The sequence below is a fragment of the Streptomyces musisoli genome (assembly GCF_016741855.1).
GTDB classification, from domain to species: domain Bacteria; phylum Actinomycetota; class Actinomycetes; order Streptomycetales; family Streptomycetaceae; genus Streptomyces; species Streptomyces musisoli.
Window position 1 is genome coordinate 109,831 of sequence record NZ_JAERRH010000006.1, and the last position, 16,749, is coordinate 126,579.

Consider the following 16,749-nt stretch of genomic DNA (forward strand, 5'->3'; position numbering starts at 1 on the left):
ATCGGTGCCACGCCGTTCGGCACTCCGCTCTCCCCGTTTCCGCAAGAAGGTGGCCGCCGTGTCCGTCCCCGTGGATCCGCATTCCGTGCCCGTGACGAAATCACCCGCTTTTCTGGACCGCATCGGCATTCCGAAGGCCCTTTCCTGGGGTTTTCTCGGTGTCCTGGTCTTCATGATCGGTGACGGTGTCGAATCGGGATTCCTTTCGCCCTATCTGCTGGACGAGGGAATCTCGAAGGAACGCGTCGCGCTGCTGTTCACCGTGTACGGCGTCACGGCGAGCGTCTCCGCGTGGTTCTCGGGGGCGCTCTCCGACCTGTGGGGCCCGCGCCGCGTGATGATGCTGGGCCTCGGCATCTGGGCCGCGCTCCAGGTGGCCTTCCTCGGCCTCGCGGTCCCGGCGCACCACTACTGGCTGCTGATGGTCAGCTATGGTCTGCGCGGCTTCGGCTATCCGCTCTTCGCCTACGGCTTCCTGGTCTGGGTGACGGCGGTGACCCCGCGGCACCGGCTCGGTTCCGCCGTGGGCTGGTTCTGGTTCGCCTTCACGGGCGGGCTGCCCACCCTCGGTTCGCTGGTCGCCAGCTTCACGGTGCCGTGGGTGGGCACGTACCGCACCCTGTGGTTGGCCCTGGTCCTGGTCGTCGCGGGCGGCCTGATCGCGCTGTTCCTCGTGCGCGAGCCGACGGGCCGGAGCCGGCTGGCGCCCGCGGGTGAGCGGCCGGTGGCCACGCTGCTCGGCTCGCTGTCCATCGTCTGGCGCAGGCCGCGCATCGGCGTCGGGGCGGTGGTGCGCACCGTCAACACCGCGGCGCAGTTCGGCTTCCTGGTGTTCCTGCCGGTCTTCTTCACCGACACGCTGGGCTTCTCCCTGACCGAGTGGCTGCGCCTGCTGTCGGCGATGTTCGCCACCAACATCTTCTTCAACCTGCTCTTCGGCCTCGTCGGCGACCGCCTCGGCTGGCAGCGCACCGTCGCCTGGTTCGGCGGGGTGGGCTGCGCGGTCACCACGCTCCTGCTCTACTACGGGACCGTGGCCTCCGGCGACGACTTCCCGCTGGCCATGGTGCTGGTGAGCCTCTTCGGTGCCACGCTCGCCGGCTATGTGCCGCTGTCCGCGCTCATGCCCTGCCTGGCGCCCGAGCACAAGGGCCAGGCGATGTCGGCGCTCAATCTCGGCGCGGGTGCCAGCACCTTCGTCGGCCCGGCCGTGGTCGCGCTCTTCCTCGGGCCGCTCGGCGTCCAGGGCGTGATGTGGATCTTCGCCGGGCTCTATCTGGCGAGCGCCGCCATGACCCTCTTCCTCACCCTGCCCGACCAGGCCGCCGCGTCCGGCGTCCGCGCGGTACCGGCACCGGCCAGGGCCGGGAGGGGATAGCCGCCCGGAAGGGCAGCCGTCCGCCGACGCGCACCGCTCCGCCGCCTTCGGGTGGGGCGGTGCGCGTCGGCGGTCCCGCATGTGGTCGGTGAACCGTGGGCCGGGTCGCCGTGGGCGGTCACGCGCGGGTGCTGTCCGGGGGCGCGGCGCACCAGCCGCTCCCGCGGCCCGAGCCGGCCATGTCACCGGCCCGGTGGTTCTCCCCGGGCCGGTGGGCGGAGCGCCGTGCGGGTGCCTTCCGGCGTGCCGGGGCGGCGGGCTGCCGCCGTCGGCCGCGCGCGCCTTCTAGCCTCGGCGGCATGCTGGGGCTTCCTGCTCACGTCCGTGCCTGTCTGTTCGATCTCGACGGGGTGCTCACCCAAACCGCGAAAGTGCACGCGGCCGCCTGGAAGGAGATGTTCGACGGCTATCTCCGCGAGCGCGCGGCCCGCGAAGGGGCCGCGTTCGTGCCCTTCGACGCGGTGCACGACTACGACGAGTACGTGGACGGGCGGCCCCGCGAGGACGGGGTGCGCACGTTCCTCTCCGCCCGCGGCATCAGCCTTCCCGAGGGAGCGCCGGACGACCCGCCGGAGGCGGAGACCGTGAACGGGCTGGGCAACCGGAAGAACGTCCTGGTGCTCCAGCGGATCCGGGAAGACGGGGTGGAACCCTACGAGGGCTCGGTCCGTTTCGTGCACGCCGTACGGGCGGCCGGACTGAGCTGCGCGGTGGTGTCGTCCAGCGCGAACTGCCGGGACGTCCTGGTGGCGGCCGGGATCGAGGACCTGTTCGACGAGCGGATCGACGGCGTGGTGGCCCACGAGCGCCGGCTGCGGGGCAAGCCCGCCCCGGACACCTTCCTGGAGGCGGCCCGCGCCCTGGGGAGGGAACCGGCCGAGGCGGCCGTGTTCGAGGACGCCCTCGCCGGTGTGGCGGCGGGCCGGGCGGGACGGTTCGGCGTGGTCGTGGGGGTCGACCGGGTGGGCCAGGCGGAGCAGCTGCGGGCGCACGGGGCCGATGTGGTGGTGCGGGACCTGGCCGAACTCCTGGAGGCCCGGTGATCACTCATCCCAGCTTCACGGTCGAGCCGTGGTGCCTGCGTGAGACCGAGCTGAACCTCGACGTACTCGCGCAGAGCGAATCGGTGTTCGCGCTCTCCAACGGGCACGTCGGCTGGCGGGGCAACCTCGACGAGGGCGAGCCGCACGGACTGCCCGGCAGCTACCTCAACGGCGTCTTCGAGCGGCACCCGCTGCCCTACGCCGAGGCGGGCTACGGGTATCCCGAGTCCGGCCAGACGATGATCAACGTCACCGACGGCAAGGTCATCCGGCTGCTCGTCGACGACCACCCGTGCGATCTGCGGTACGGCCGGCTGCTGGCGCACGAGCGGGTCCTGGACTTCCGCTCCGGTGTCCTCAGCCGGACGGCGCGATGGACCTCGCCCGGCGGCCGGACGGTCCGGATCACCTCGCGCCGGCTCGTCTCCTTCACCCAGCGCGCGGTGGCCGCGATCGTGTACGAGGTCGAGCCGGTCGACGGTCCGACCACGGTGGCCGTGCAGTCCGAGCTGGTCGCGAACGAACAGCTGCCGCGCTTCGAGGGCGACCCGCGCGTCGCCGCGGCGACCGGGTCCCCGCTGGTGCCCGAGGAGCACTTCGCGCAGGACACCCGGCTGCGGCTCGTGCACTGCACCGACCGCAGCAGGCTGCGGGTGGCGGCGGCGGCCGACCACATCGTCGAGGGACCCGGGAGCACGCGCTGGACGGCGCAGAGCGAGCCCGACGTCAGCCGGCTGACGGTGACCGCGGACCTGGTGCCCGGACAGCCGCTGCGGCTGGTCAAGTTCGTGGCGTACGGCTGGTCGGGCGAACGATCGCTGCCGGCCGTCCACGATCAGGTGGACGGAGCGGTGGCGGGTGCCGTCAGCACCGGCTGGGACGGGCTTCTCGCCGCTCAGCGGGCATACCTGGACCGCTTCTGGGCCTGCGCGGACGTCGAGGTGGAGGGCGACGCGCAGATCCAGCAGGCGGTGCGGTTCGCCCTCTTCCATGTGCTCCAGGCGGCGGCCCGCGGCGAGAACCGGGCGATTCCCGCGAAGGGCCTGACCGGGACCGGGTACGACGGGCACTCCTTCTGGGACACCGAGTCGTACGTGCTGCCGGTGCTGACGTACACCGCGCCGGAGACCGTCGCCTCCGCGCTCAGGTGGCGGCACCGGACGCTGCCGGCGGCGCGGGATCGCGCGCGTCAACTGGGGCTGGCGGGAGCGACGTTCCCCTGGCGGAGCATCGACGGCGCCGAGTGTTCCGCCTACTGGCCGGCCGGTACCGCCGCCTTCCATGTCAACGCCGACATCGCCGGGGCCGTCGTGCGGTACATCGTGGTGACCGGGGACGAGGACTTCGAACGCGGGGAGGGGCTCGACCTCCTCGTGGAGACCGCCCGGCTGTGGCGTTCACTCGGCCACCACGACGCGGAGGGCGTCTTCCACATCGACGGTGTCACCGGCCCGGACGAGTACAGCGCCTTTTCCCGCGACAACCTGTACACCAACCTGATGGCCCGCCAGAACCTGGTGGCCGCGGCGGACGTGGCGGTGCGCCACCCGGACCGGGCGGCGGAACTCGGGGCCGACGAGGAGGAGGCCGCCGCCTGGCGGGACGCCGCGGCCCGGATGGCGGTGCCGTACAACGAGTCCCTGGGCGTGCACGAGCAGTCGGCCGGTTTCACGTCCTTCCAGCGCTGGGACTTCGAGGCGACACCGCCCGAGCACTACCCTCTGCTGCTGCACTACCCGTACTTCGATCTGTACCGCAAGCAGGTGGTGAAGCAGGCCGACCTGGTGCTGGCGATGCTGGAGTGCCCGGACATCTTCACCGAGGAGCAGAAGGCCAGGAACTTCGCCTACTACGACGCGCTGACCGTCCGGGACTCGTCCCTGTCGGCGTGCTGCCAGGCGGTGCTCGCCGCCGAGACCGGGCATCTGCGGCTGGCCTACGCCTATCTCGGCGAGGCCGCCCTGATGGACCTGGACGACCTGGAGCACAACACCCGCGACGGCCTGCACATCGCCTCCCTCGCCGGCAGCTGGATGGCCCTGGTCACAGGCTTCGGGGGCATGCGCCGCCACGTCGGCGGGGCGGGGCAGCCGGACCGGCTCTCGTTCGCACCGCGACTGCCCGAGGCGCTGTCCAGGGTGGCGTTCACCGTGCTGATGCGCGGACGCAGGCTGAAGGTGGACATCGGCCGGTCCCGGGCGCGCTATCAGCTGGTCGAGGGCGAGCCGTTGGAGGTGCTGCACCACGGGGAGACGGTGACGGTGACCACCGAGGCGCCGGTGGAACGCCTGGTGCCGCCGGCTCCCGCACGTCCCGAACCCCAGCAGCCCCCGGGCCGCCACCCGGAGGGCCTGCTCACCGGGGAGGAGCCCTCGGCGGAGTCGCACGAGTAGCACCCGGCACGGAACACGCTCCGGACGCCCGCCGCGGACCCGAGGCGCACGCCGAAACCACGCCGAGTCCCTGACACGCGAAGGGGCGCAGCCACGCCAGATCCCCGACAGCGAACCGGTGTTCGCGTCGGTCCGAGGGCGGCGGGCCGTCGCCCGCGCCGGAGGCCGGGTGATCGTCCGTGGCGACAGTTCGGGATGGTCGCCCGCTGACCGGGACCTGGCGGTGGGCCCGTTCGGTCGGCAGGGTGGGAGCGGCCATTGGCCGGGAGGGCCCCGGCAGCGGTGCTCGGAAGGGCTGGGACGACGATGCAGGCGAACCTCGGCGGGCAGTACGGCGACTACCAGAACGAGATCTACTTCGAGGGGCTGTTCGGAGTACTGCCGAGCATGCCGATGACGCACGCGGAGCTGGAGGCGAGGGCGCGGGCCGCGCTTCCGGCGCCGGTGCTGTCGTACGTGGCCGGCGGGGCGGGGGACGAGTTCACGCAGCGGGCGAACGTCTCGGCGTTCGAGCGGTGGGGGCTCGTGCCGCGGATGATGGTGGGCGCGGACCGGCGGGACATGAGCGTGGACCTGTTCGGCCTGCGGCTGCCCTCGCCGCTGTTCATGGCGCCGGTCGGGGTGATCGGGCTGTGCGCGCAGGACGGGCACGGCGACCTGGCGACGGCACGCGCCGCCCGCCGGACCGGGGTGCCGATGGTGGCCTCGACGCTGACGGTCGACCCGATGGAGCAGGTGGCGGCGGAATTCGGGGACACGCCCGGCTTCTTCCAGCTGTACACGCCCAAGGACCGTGCGCTGGCCGAGAGTCTGGTGCACCGGGCGGAGGCCGCGGGTTTCCGGGGCATCGTCGTCACGCTCGACACCTGGGTCACCGGGTGGCGGCCGCGTGACCTCGCGGCCAGCAACTTCCCTCAGCTGCGCGGCCACTGCCTGGCGAACTACACCTCCGATCCGGTGTTCCGCGCCCGACTGGCAAAGGCGCCGCAGGAGGATCCGCGGGCCGCTGTCCTGGAGTGGGTCCAGGTCTTCGGCAACCCGCTCACCTGGGACGACCTGCCCTGGCTCCGGTCGCTCACCGACCTGCCGATCATCCTCAAGGGCATCTGCCACCCCGAGGACGTCCGCCGGGCCAGGGACGGCGGGGTGGACGCGGTCTACTGCTCCAACCACGGGGGCCGGCAGGCCAACGGCGGCCTCGCGGCGCTCGACGCGCTGCCCGGCGTCGTCGCGGCGGCGGACGGGCTGCCGGTGCTCTTCGACTCCGGGGTCCGTTCCGGCGCGGACGTCGTCAAGGCGCTCGCCCTGGGCGCCGCCGCCGTCGGCGTGGGCCGGCCCTACGCGTACGGGCTCGCGGTCGGCGGCGAGGACGGCATCGTGCACGTCCTGCGGTCGCTGCTGGCCGAGGCGGACCTGATCATGGCCGTCGACGGCTACCCGACCCTCGCCGACCTGCGCACCGAGGGCGCGCTCCACCGGAACTGAGGAGTGCCGCCGGAACCGGGGTGCCGGGCCGGAGGTGACACGCCGCACCGGGGTCGACGGCGGCGACTCGGGAGCGGTCCCCGCGGCGACTCGGGAGCGGTCCCGGCCGTGACACGGGTGCGGTCTCGGCCGTGACACGGGTGCGGTCCCGGTAGTGATACGGCGCGACCGGTCAGGCGGGGCTGAGCGGGTGTGCCGCCGTGCTGGAACGGGGCGGCCACGCGTGCGGGGAGAGAATGCCGAGCACATAGGCCCGGGCGACGAGCGCCGGACGGGTCGCGCCCCCCAGGAGGTGCCGCAGGCGGCTCAGGTGGTAGTCGACCGTCTGCCGGGAGAGGTGCAGCGCCTCGGCGATGTCGGCGTTGCTGTGCCCGGCGGCCAGCAGGGCGAGTATCCGCACCTGGGCGGCGGTCAGCGCGGGGTACGGCTCGTGGCTCAGGCCGAGGCGGGTGATCACCGCCCATACGTCGGGCGCCCAGCTCCCGCTGCGGCGCACGGCGCTCAGATGGACCCAGACCCGGCGCCGGCGCCGCTCCCCGTCGACGAGCACGGCGCTGGTGCGCGCGCTTCTGCGCCGGCCGCCTATGAGGTCGTCCCAGATCCGGTGGAGCGCGGCACGTTCGGGCGTCTCGGCCAGCAGGCTGTCGGCCGGCGATCCGATGAGGTCACGGAGCCGGACCCGCAGCACCTCGGCGACGGCGGCGCTGGCCTCGCCGACCACGCCGTCCGCGGACAGACGCAGACAGGGCAGACCGCTGTGGTCCCGCAGGGCACGCAGATCCTCCTCGGCCTGACGCCACTGGTCGAGTGCGTGGGTGTACTCGGTGATGTCGACGTAGATGCCCGCCACGCAGCGCAGCGCGCCCCAGCTGACGGGGAAGCGGTAGCCGGCCGCGTGCCCGGGGGAGCCGTCCGGGCGCCGGTAGACGAGGGTGTGCCGCACGGAGTGGCCGGCGCTGAGGACCTCCTCGTCCAGGGCGAGGAAGCGGGCCGCGTCGTCGGGACCGTCCGTCTCCGTCAGGTGCCGGCCGATCAGGTGGTCGCGGGTGGTGCCGTACAGGTGGGCGTAGGCGTGGTTGGCCCAGACGTAGCGGCCGTCGGCGTCGCGGACGAACACCGCGGCGGGGCTCAGATCGGCGAACGACGTGTACGCCCCCGGGCCGGGCGGCGCGCCGCCCACCTCGACCGCGACTCCCCGGCTGCGACGGCGCTGCGCCCCGTCGCCGTGGACCGACCGGTTGACGTCGAAGGTGCGGCCTTCGAACCGTGCCTGGCAGGGACCGTCGCCGGGTAACGCCGAGGAGCCGCCGCGACCGGTGCTCAGGGCTTCCAGGAAGCGGCGCGCGGTGCGCTCGTCCGCGAAGGCGCCGCCCCCGCTCTCGACGAGTCCCGAGCCGCCGTCGGCCTCCCACCAGGACACCGGAAGCGTCGCGAGCAGAGTCTTGAAATCGGCCTCGTCCACGGCTCAACTCCTTCAATTTTCCACGGACATCACTTTGCGTGACACATCATGCGTGTCCCGTAGGCGGCTCGGCATGCCGGATCCCCCGGGACAGGCCGGATGTCGGCGCATCCGGGCCGGCGCCGGGCACGGGCACATCACCGGACCTTCACACAACGCCAACCGCTGTCCCCAGTAAGGCATTTGCCTGAGACGTTCACGCTCGGCACGGCGTGGGGCGGGCAACCGGACTGCTTCGCTGGAACGAGAACCGGAATGGGCGGGCGGCCGGCGCACCCCGGGCTCCGCCCCGCCGCGCACCGCGCGAACCGACGCGCGGCAGGAGCAACAGCCGAGACGACAGAAGGAGTTGGGTTTCCGTGGCGAAGGTGCTGTACGTGCATGCGAAGGGCGGGCCCCCGGCGGGGTACGCCCTGACCAGGGTGGCCGCCAGGTCCGTCGTGCACCTGCTGGCACTCAGCGAACTGCCCGCCGGTGTGGCGGAGCGGGCGGCGGGGCTGTGCGCCTCGGTCGCCGCACGCGAGGACGCGGGCGCGGACGACCTGGTGGAACTCATCGCGTCCCGCGCCCGCGAGGTCGGCGCGGACGCGGTCATCACCTTCTCGGAGTACGCGGTGGTCGCGGTAGCCGAGGCCTCCCGGCAGCTCGGGCTGCGGGGCGCCGGTCCGGCCGCCGCCCTCGCCCGCGACAAGCGTCTGATGCGCGCGGCCTGGCACCGCCGCGGCATACCCCAGCCCCGGTTCCGCAGCGTCGCGACGCTGGGTCAGCTGGAGGCCGCGACGGCCGAGCTGTCCTTCCCCCTGCTGCTGAAGGCGGCCTGGAGCGCCGGTTCGACCGCCCACCAGATTCTCGCGGGACCCGAGGACGTCGCGGATGCCTGGGCGCGGTCGCATGCGGTGATGACCGAGTCGGCGCGGCTCGGCTACGCGGAGCTGCACGTCGCGGGCGCCGGTGAGGACTTCATCGTGGAGGAGATCGTCAGCGGCTGTGCCGAGGAGTGGTTCGAGGGATCGGGCTGGGGCGACTACGTCAGCGTCGAGGGCGTCGTCGTGGAGGGCGTCTTCCGGCCGGTCTGCCTGAGCGGCCGGATGCCCACGGTGGCGCCGTTCACGGAACGCGCGGGCATCACGCCGGCCGCGGTCGGCACCGAGGCCCAGGACCGGATCGTGGAACTGGCCGGCCGGGCCGTGGACGCGCTGGGGCTGGAGAACTGCGGCACGCACACCGAGATCAAGCTGGGTGCGGACGGCCGCATGTGGGTGATCGAGACGGCGGCACGCTTCGGCGGCGCGATGACCGTGCCGCAGATCGAGGAGGTCTTCGGGCTCGATCTGGTCGCCATGTTCACCGAGCAGTTGCTCGGCGGATCCCCCGGCTGGCCGTTCAGGGCGCTGACGCCCGCGGACGCCGTGGGCGCGGCCGGGTCCCTGGTCGTCCTCGCCGTGGACGGCGCGGGTGCCCCGTGGCCGCACCGGCACCTGTGGGACTCGGCCTCGGTGATCCGTTCCGCTCCGGTCGGCGCGGGCAGCACGCTGACCGTCGTCGGGGAGAGTTCGCTGCCGGACGGCACACCGGTGCCGGTCTACGATCCGGCCGCGGGCGCCAACACCATGGCGGGCCTGTGCCTGGTGTCCGCCGGCCGGCCGCAGGCCGTGGTCCGCGACTTCACCGCCCTCGTGGACGCCATGCCGCGCATCCTGCCGCGGTACGTCACGGAAGGGGTGCGGGCATGACCCTGACGCTGGGCGAGACCGAGGTTCCGGGGGCGGGCGGGGACCGGACCGTCGTCGGCGCGAACCTGTCGCTGCCGCTGTTCCGCACCCTGTCCGGGGTCCTGGCCGGACACCCGTACCTGAAGGTCGTGGTGGACCGTGTCGAGAGCACCTGGCACCTGCTCGACACCCGGGTCCATCCCTTCCACGTGAACTACATCGCCACCCGTGTCCTCGGCATGACCCTGGACGAACTCGACGCCGATCTGGACGCGTTCAACGCGTCCGTGTACATGTCCCCCGAACGGCGCTTCCTGCTGGGGGTGTTGTCCCTGCACGCGGAGGAGGAGCCGGACGGTTCCGAGAGTCCGTTCCTGGTGCTGGAGACCACCGAGGCGGACACCATGGGCGGCGCCCTGCTGGAGGAGTTCTACCTGTACGTGCGCGGGCGGGTGGACGGACGTCTGCCGCTGCTGCTGAAGCCCGCCAACCACGGTCAGGAACAGGAACTGGCCTCGATCGCCGAGGCGCGCGTCCCCCGGATCCTGAGCCACGCGCTGCTCGGCAACCGGACCCGCACCTGCCTCAGTCCCGGAGAGGCCGAGGGCCGCCTGCGCCACTTCCGCACCATGGCCGAGTACGAGGCCGCCGCCCCGCGGCTCGGCTGGGCGGACATCGTCGCCATGCCCCGCCTGCCCGACGACGTGCCCCGGGTCGCCGGTTTCATCAACACCTCCCCCACCACGCCGCTCTCGCACACCAACGTGCTGGCCTCGGGCTGGGGCATCCCCAACGCGATCGTCCGCGACCTCGACGCCCTCGTGCGGCGCGACGGACTGGACGGTGCCTGGGTGCGCTACCGGGTGCGCGAGGACTCCATCACCCTGGAACCGCTCTCGGCCGCACCGGACCTGAAGAAGCCCGCCTGGCACCAGCAGCGCATCCGCATCGAGACGCCGCTGCTGGAGGAGGCCCCGGTCCTGGCCCTGCACCGGCTGCGGCGCACCGACCGCGACAGCTACGGCACGAAGGCTGCCAACCTCGGGGAACTGCACCACGTCCTGGACAGCCGCACGGCCGACCTGACGGTGTTCTACGCGCGCCCGCGCCCGCCGCGCCGCGATCTCCTCGGCCATCTGGCCACTCGGCTCGGCGAGCAGGGTGGCTCACCGGAGGGGCTGCGGGCTGCCGCGGCCCGCTGCGTGGCGGAGACCGTCCGCGCCCCCGAGGGCGTGGCACTGCCGTTCCGCCTGCACCACCTGTTCCTGACCTCCTCGCCCGCCCTCCAACAGGGCATCGGCAAGCTGAAGATGGCCTTGGAACTCGAGGCGTTCGACATCGTGGACCCGCTGTGCCTGAGCCTCCAGCATCTCGTGCGCACCACGCCGATGCCGGACGAGGTGGCCCGGGCGATCACGGCGGGGGTGCCGGGGCTGCCGGCCGGGCACCGGATGGTGGTGCGTTCCTCCTCCAACGCCGAGGACCTGCCCGGCTTCTCGGCCGCGGGGATCTACGACTCGGTGACCACGGTGCGCGGCGTGGAGCAGCTCATGGACGCCGTGCGGCAGGTGTGGGCTTCGCTGCTGTCGCCGCGCAGTGTGCGCCTGCGGCACCAGGTCGGCATCTCCCTGGACGACACCTACATGGGAGTCATCGTCCAGGAGTACGTGCCCGCGAGCCTCGGAGGTGTGCTGGTGACCTGCAACCCGACCCGTCGTGAGGACTTCCGCAACGTGTACCTCAACTGCACGCCCGGTTCGCCGGAACGGGTGGTGGACGGCACGATCCTGCCGCAGCAGTACCTGTACAACACCGTCGAGGGCGGCGGACGCACGCTGGACATCGGCAGCTCGGGCACGGACCTGCCACCGGAGGCCCGCACGGCGCTCGCCCGACTGGCCCTCACCGGGCGCCTGTTGCAGTCGCACTTCAGCGCGGACGACCCGGACGACGCCCTGGACATCGAGTGGCTGATGACCGACGAGGGGGCGTTCCGTCTGGTCCAGATCCGCCCCTACGCCCGGTGAGGCGCCGTATGCCCGCGCCGTGGCACCGCAGGGCCGAACCGGTCGCCTCCCCGGTGGCCCGTCGGATCATCCGCCTGAACAACGGGTTCCAGCTGCTGTTCAACCTGCTGTGGTGGATGCCGGTCTTCTACGCCTACCAACGCGACGCCGGCCTGTCCGACAACCAGATCTTCGGCATCCAGAGCATCTACTACATCGCGTTCTGCCTGTTCGAGATTCCGACCGGTGTCATCGCCGACCGTATCGGCGCCCGCAACTGCCTGCGTGCGGGCGCCGTCGTCATGACGGCGGCGAACATGGCACCGGTGCTGGCCCCGTCGTACACCGGTTTCCTCGTCCACTTCCTCGCCATCGCGGCCGGCCGCTCGCTCACCTCGGGCGCGGCGAGCGCCTATCTCTACGACGGTCTGCGCGCCGAGGGAGCGGAGGCCCACTACCTGAGGGCCGAAGGCACCGCGCGGTCCCTCGGGCTGGCCGCCAAGGTGGTCTGCTGGCCGCTCGTCGGCCCGTTGATGGCGCTGGCCGCGCCGACCCCGTACGTGCTCAGCGCGGTCGGCGCCGCCGGATCGCTGGTCTGCGCCCTGGCGCTGCCCCGCCTCGCACCGCGCGGCGGGGACACCGGGCCGGGCGCGCGCGGGCGGCGGAGCGCGCTGCTGCGCGACACGGGGGCCGCACTGCGGGCCCTGCGCCTCTCCCCGTGGCTGCCGCTGCTGATGGTGCAGGGCGTGGCGGTGTTCACGCTGTCGCGTATCTGCCAGGTCAACCTCTTCCAGCCGGTGCTGCTGGACCACGGGATCGGGGAGGGCACGCACGGCAGTGTGCTCGCGGCCATGACGGTGGCCGAGGCGATCGCGTCGGCCCGCCCGCAGTGGCTGAGCCGCCGGCTGTCCCCGGCCCAGTGGGTGTCCCTGCTGAGCGTGGCGCTCGCCGTGGTCCTGGCGGGCACCGCTCTCGGCGGGCCCTGGCTCGTGGTGGCGCTGCTGTGCGCGTTCGCCGCGATCACGGGGTTCGTCTATCCCGTGCAGCGCAAGCTCATCAACGACGCCATCCCGGCGGACGCGCCGCGCGCCACGCTGCTGTCCGTGGAGAGCATCGTGGACCGTGGAGTGTGCGCGCTGGCCGCGGTCGCCGCGGGCGCGTACCTGGCGGCCGGCCGGCTCGACGCGCTGCTGTGGCAGAGCGCCGCGGTCACCTGTGTCCTGATCCCGGTACTGCATCTGGCGCTGCGCCGGACGGGCCGGGGGGTACCGCGTGCGGAGGGCGGGGCGCGCGTGCGGACCGGGCCCGGGGAGGCCGCCGAGCAGACGCCCGCGTCCGAGCCGGCCTCCCCCGTCGGCCCGGCGTCCGGCACGGGCTCGGTCCCCGGCACCGGCCCGGCATCGGTGTCCGGCTCTCCCGTCGGCCCGTTCCCCGGCACCGGCCCGGTTTCCGGCACCGGCCCGGCATCGGTGTCCGGCCCTCCCGTCGGCCCGTTCCCCGGCACCGGCCCGGTTTCCGGCACCGGCCCGGCATCGGTGTCCGGCCCGGCCTCGGTGTCCGGTCCGCATGCGGTGTCCGGGCCGGAGTCCGGCGCCGCCCCCGGCCGCGTGGACGAGGCCGCGGGGCGGGGGCATGACGCGGAGAGGTTCCGGGAAGCGGAAGAGCCGGTGCCCCTGCCGGTCGACGAGTGTGTCGCACCGCATCCGTGAGCGGTCTGGGCATGTCGTCCCGCTCCCCCTACCCTCTGTCCCCGACCTCGGCCTCTTCCCCCCAAGGAGGGCGTACGGAGATGAGACGTGCAACGCACGGCACCCGCTCACGAAGATCGGCGGCCGGTCTGGTCGCCCTGGTTCTCGCTGTCGCCACGCTGCTGATCGGCAGCGGACCGGCGCAGGCCGCGCAAGCCGCGCCGACCGGCCGGGCCGCCGCGGCGACGGTGGACCTGTCGCGATGGATGGGCGAGATGCGCGGCTACCTCGACGGCCGGCCGCTGAACCGGATCGCGATGCCCGGCAGCCACGACTCCGGCAGCTGGAGCATCCCGGCCGACCCGGGCCTGTGCACCAGCGGCTGGTCCTACGACGCGGCCAAGCTCGACCCCCGCCTGGCCGCCAGCATCTCGCGGGCCCAGAGCGGCAGTCTCACCGAACAGCTCGACCAGGGCGCCCGCTATCTCGACCTGCGGCTGTGCTACGAGGGCGGGCAGTGGAGGACCTTCCACGGCGCCCCGATGGGAGGGCTGTTCTTCGACGACGCCACCGGCGAGGCGGCCTCGGTCGGCCGCTGGATCGACGCGCACCCCTCGGAGGTCGTCATCATCAGTGTGTCGGCCGCCGCCCCCGCGGGCGCCGACGCCACGGAACCGCTGAACCGGCTGCACGCCCTGTTCGGCTCCCGCGTCGCCGACCGGACCGAGCTGTCGCCGGCCTCCGCCTACGGCGACTTCGTGCGGGCCGGCGAGAACGTCGTGCTCGTCGACGCGTCGGCGACGGTCGACCGGCCCTGGGCCTGGCACGCGAACGGCGTCTCCGACCGCGGCAGCTACCCGGCGGGGAACCCCAGCTGGTGGGACATCCTCAAGTCCTTCTTCAACGGAAGCCCGCCACAGCAGGTCTACGACCAGACGCTGTCCCTCAACCAGGCGGCCCTCGACCGCGAGCCCGGCCCGGACGCCGGACGGTTCTTCGTCCTGTCGAGCATCGTGCAGCCGGACGTACAGATACCCCAGCTGTTCCTCATCCGCCTGCTGGCGCCCTTCTTCCCGGCGGCCGTCCGCGACAACTACCTCATGCACCTCGCGAACGGCCTCAACTCCCAGCTGGTCACCAAGCTGAGGACGGACTGGCGGGCGCCCGGCCCGGCCGGCCACATGAACATCGTGACCATCGACGACCTGGGCCACCGGCCGCAAGGCGACCTCCAACGGGCCGTCATCGACATCAACACCCTGCCGGGCCGCGCCGCCTGACGCCCGTCCGGCGTCCGCAGGGCCCACGCCCGTCCGGCGTCCGCAGGGCCCACGCCGGCCCGGCGGACGCCGGACGGCACGTCGCACGGCCGTTCCCGGCCGCTGCTGTTACCGTCGGGGTTCCTTCTCGCTCCCGCTGGTCCGCACGCCCTGGAGCTGTCCGGCGCGGCGGACTCCGCACGGACGTCAGGGAGGCGACTCATGCGGGTGGGACTGCACGCCCTGGGCATCGGCGACGGCGCTCGTCCGGAGATCGTCCGGGCCGTGGCGCGCGCCGCGGAAGCACACGGGTTCAGCCGGCTCTGGGTGGGCGAGCACGTCGTCCTGGTCGACGCCCCGGTCTCGCGGTACCCGTACGCCGACGACGGCCGGATCGCCGTCCCGGCCGACGCCGACTGGCTCGATCCCCTGCTCACCCTGTCCTACGCGGCGGCAGTGACGGACCGGATCGGACTGGCCACCGGAGTACTGCTGCTTCCCGAGCACAATCCGGTGGTGGTGGCCAAGCAAGCGGCCACCCTGGACGTCCTCTCGGCCGGGCGGTTCACGCTCGGCGTGGGTATCGGCTGGTCGGCCGACGAGTTCACCGCCCTGGGCGTCCCGTTCGCGGGACGCGGCCGGCGGACCGAGGAGTACCTCGCGGCGATGCGGACGCTGTGGCGGGAGGACGTGGCCACCTTCGAGGGGGAATGCGTGCGCTTCCGTGATGTGCGCGTCAACCCCAAGCCGGTGCGTGACCGGCGGATCCCCGTCGTCATGGGCGGCAACGGCGACGCGGCGCTGCGCCGGGCCGCGACGATCGCCGACGGATGGTACGGCTTCAACCTCTCGGCCGCCGAGGCCGTGGAGCGTGCCTCCGTGCTCGCCGGGCACTGCGCCGAGCGCAACCGTCCGCCGGGCGAGGTCGGGATGGCGGTCGCGCTGACCGACGCCGCCCCGGAACTGCTGCCCGGCCTCGCCCGGGCCGGTGTGACGGAACTCGTCGTCGTCGAGGCACCGCCCGCGACACCCGAGGAGGCCACGCGGTGGGTCGCGGGCCTCGCCGGCCGATGGCTGGCACCCGCCCGTTCCTGAGCGGGCTCCGGGGGAAAACCCCCGGCTGCGGGGTGGGGTGAGGCCTCGTGCGCATACGGTGGCCGGCAGGATTCCGCGGGGCGTAGGACCTCTCCAGAATTCTCGGCATGACGTTCTCCCCCGACGCCCCTGCCGGCACCCGCCGCTCCGCCGTCGATGCGGGCGCCTCCCACCCGGGTGCCGGCAGCGACTTCGCCGGACTGTCCCGACGGATCGCCGAGGCCGGTCTGCTGCAGCGGCGCCCCGGCTATTACGCGGTGCGGCTCGCTCTCGTGACCGGTTCGTTCGCCGCCGGCTGGGGTGCCTTCTTCGCCCTCGGCGACACCTGGTGGCAGCTGGCCGTGGCCGCCTTCCTGGCCCTGGTGTTCGGGCAGGTGGCTCTGGTGGCGCACGATCTGGCGCACCGGCAGGTCTTCAGACGGCGCCGGCACAGCGAGATCGGCGGGCGGCTGTTCGGCAATCTCGGCATCGGCATGAGCTACGGGTGGTGGATGAACAAGCACACCCGCCACCACGCCCATCCCAACCACGAGGAACTCGACCCCGACGTCGCCCCGGACATCCTGGTGTGGTCCGCCGAACAGGCTCGTGCCAGCCGGGGCCCGGCCCGCCTCCTCGGCGGTCACCAGGCACTGCTGTTCTTCCCGTTGCTGACCCTGGAAGGCTTCAATCTGCACGTCGCGAGCGTGCGGGCGCTGCGCTCACCGTTCATGAAGAACCGGTTGCTGGAGGGCGTCCTGCTCCTGCTGCACATGGCCGCCTTCCTGTCCGCCCTGTTCCTGGTGCTCTCCCCGGGCAAGGCGGTGGCGTTCCTCGCCGTGAACCAGTGCCTGTTCGGCGTCTACCTGGGATGCACCTTCGCTCCCAACCACAAGGGCATGCCGACGCTCACCGGTGAGCAGCGGCTCGACTTCCTGCGACGCCAGGTCCTGACGTCCCGCAACGTGCGTGGCGGCCGGTTCACCGACGTGATGCTGGGCGGCCTCAACTATCAGATAGAGCACCACCTGTTCCCGAGCATGCCCACGGTCCATCTGCGCCGGGCCCAGGTGATCGTGCGCCGGTACTGCGCCGAGACAGGGGTGCCGTACCACGAGACCGGACTGATCCAGTCCTACCGCGAGGCCCTGACGCACCTGCACCGTGTGGGAGCGCCGATCCGGCAGCAGCGCAGGGCGTGAGCACGAATCCCCCTCCGCGCGACGAGGCTCGTGCGGAGGGGGATTCG

At 72.9% G+C, this 16,749-nt stretch carries 11 protein-coding genes; 10 read left to right on the plus strand and 1 reads right to left on the minus strand.

Annotated features, from left to right (window positions below; genetic code table 11):
* Positions 1-58: 58 nt before the first annotated feature.
* The 4 genes from JK361_RS18225 (at position 59) to JK361_RS18240 (ending at position 6,299) form a co-directional block, all read left to right on the plus strand.
* Positions 59-1,378: an MFS transporter gene (locus tag JK361_RS18225; protein ID WP_307787267.1), complete on the plus strand. Its 1,320-nt coding sequence runs from the start codon at positions 59-61 to the stop codon at positions 1,376-1,378.
* Positions 1,379-1,677: 299 nt separating this feature from the next.
* Positions 1,678-2,421, plus strand: a complete 744-nt coding sequence (locus tag JK361_RS18230; RefSeq protein WP_201819113.1) for a beta-phosphoglucomutase family hydrolase — start codon at positions 1,678-1,680, stop codon at positions 2,419-2,421.
* Positions 2,418-4,814, plus strand: a complete 2,397-nt coding sequence (locus tag JK361_RS18235) for a glycoside hydrolase family 65 protein (protein ID WP_201819115.1) — start codon at positions 2,418-2,420, stop codon at positions 4,812-4,814. Before JK361_RS18230 ends, JK361_RS18235 begins: the two co-directional genes overlap by 4 nt.
* Positions 4,815-5,120: 306 nt before the next feature.
* On the plus strand, positions 5,121-6,299 hold the full coding sequence (locus JK361_RS18240; protein ID WP_201819121.1) for an alpha-hydroxy-acid oxidizing protein: 1,179 nt from the start codon (positions 5,121-5,123) through the stop codon (positions 6,297-6,299).
* 172 nt (positions 6,300-6,471) lie between these two features.
* On the opposite strand, the gene JK361_RS18245 is transcribed toward JK361_RS18240, so the two are convergent.
* Positions 6,472-7,761 carry a helix-turn-helix transcriptional regulator gene (locus tag JK361_RS18245; RefSeq protein ID WP_201819124.1) on the minus strand — a complete coding sequence of 430 codons (1,290 nt, stop codon included), beginning with the start codon at positions 7,759-7,761 and terminating at the stop codon, positions 6,472-6,474.
* A gap of 359 nt (positions 7,762-8,120) precedes the next feature.
* On the opposite strand from JK361_RS18245, the gene JK361_RS18250 reads away from it, so the two are divergent.
* From JK361_RS18250 to JK361_RS18275, 6 genes are all read left to right on the plus strand, one after another.
* A complete protein-coding gene (locus tag JK361_RS18250) occupies positions 8,121-9,494 on the plus strand; it encodes an ATP-grasp domain-containing protein (protein ID WP_201819125.1) in 1,374 nt (457 codons plus the stop codon).
* Positions 9,491-11,500 (plus strand): PEP/pyruvate-binding domain-containing protein, encoded by a 2,010-nt coding sequence (locus JK361_RS18255; protein WP_201819127.1) that lies wholly within the window; start codon positions 9,491-9,493, stop codon positions 11,498-11,500. The genes JK361_RS18250 and JK361_RS18255 overlap by 4 nt, the downstream gene beginning before the upstream one ends.
* Positions 11,501-11,508: 8 nt before the next feature.
* Positions 11,509-13,188 carry an MFS transporter gene (locus JK361_RS18260; protein WP_307787268.1) on the plus strand — a complete coding sequence of 560 codons (1,680 nt, stop codon included), beginning with the start codon at positions 11,509-11,511 and terminating at the stop codon, positions 13,186-13,188.
* An 80-nt stretch (positions 13,189-13,268) separates the two neighbouring features.
* Positions 13,269-14,447: a phosphatidylinositol-specific phospholipase C domain-containing protein gene (locus JK361_RS18265; RefSeq protein ID WP_201819129.1), complete on the plus strand. Its 1,179-nt coding sequence runs from the start codon at positions 13,269-13,271 to the stop codon at positions 14,445-14,447.
* Positions 14,448-14,648: 201 nt separating this feature from the next.
* Positions 14,649-15,521 carry an LLM class F420-dependent oxidoreductase gene (locus JK361_RS18270; RefSeq protein WP_201819131.1) on the plus strand — a complete coding sequence of 291 codons (873 nt, stop codon included), beginning with the start codon at positions 14,649-14,651 and terminating at the stop codon, positions 15,519-15,521.
* Between the two features lie 107 nt (positions 15,522-15,628).
* The gene (locus tag JK361_RS18275; protein WP_201819133.1) at positions 15,629-16,702 is read left to right on the plus strand and encodes a fatty acid desaturase family protein; all 1,074 of its coding nucleotides are present in this window, start codon (positions 15,629-15,631) and stop codon (positions 16,700-16,702) included.
* Positions 16,703-16,749: the final 47 nt, after the last annotated feature.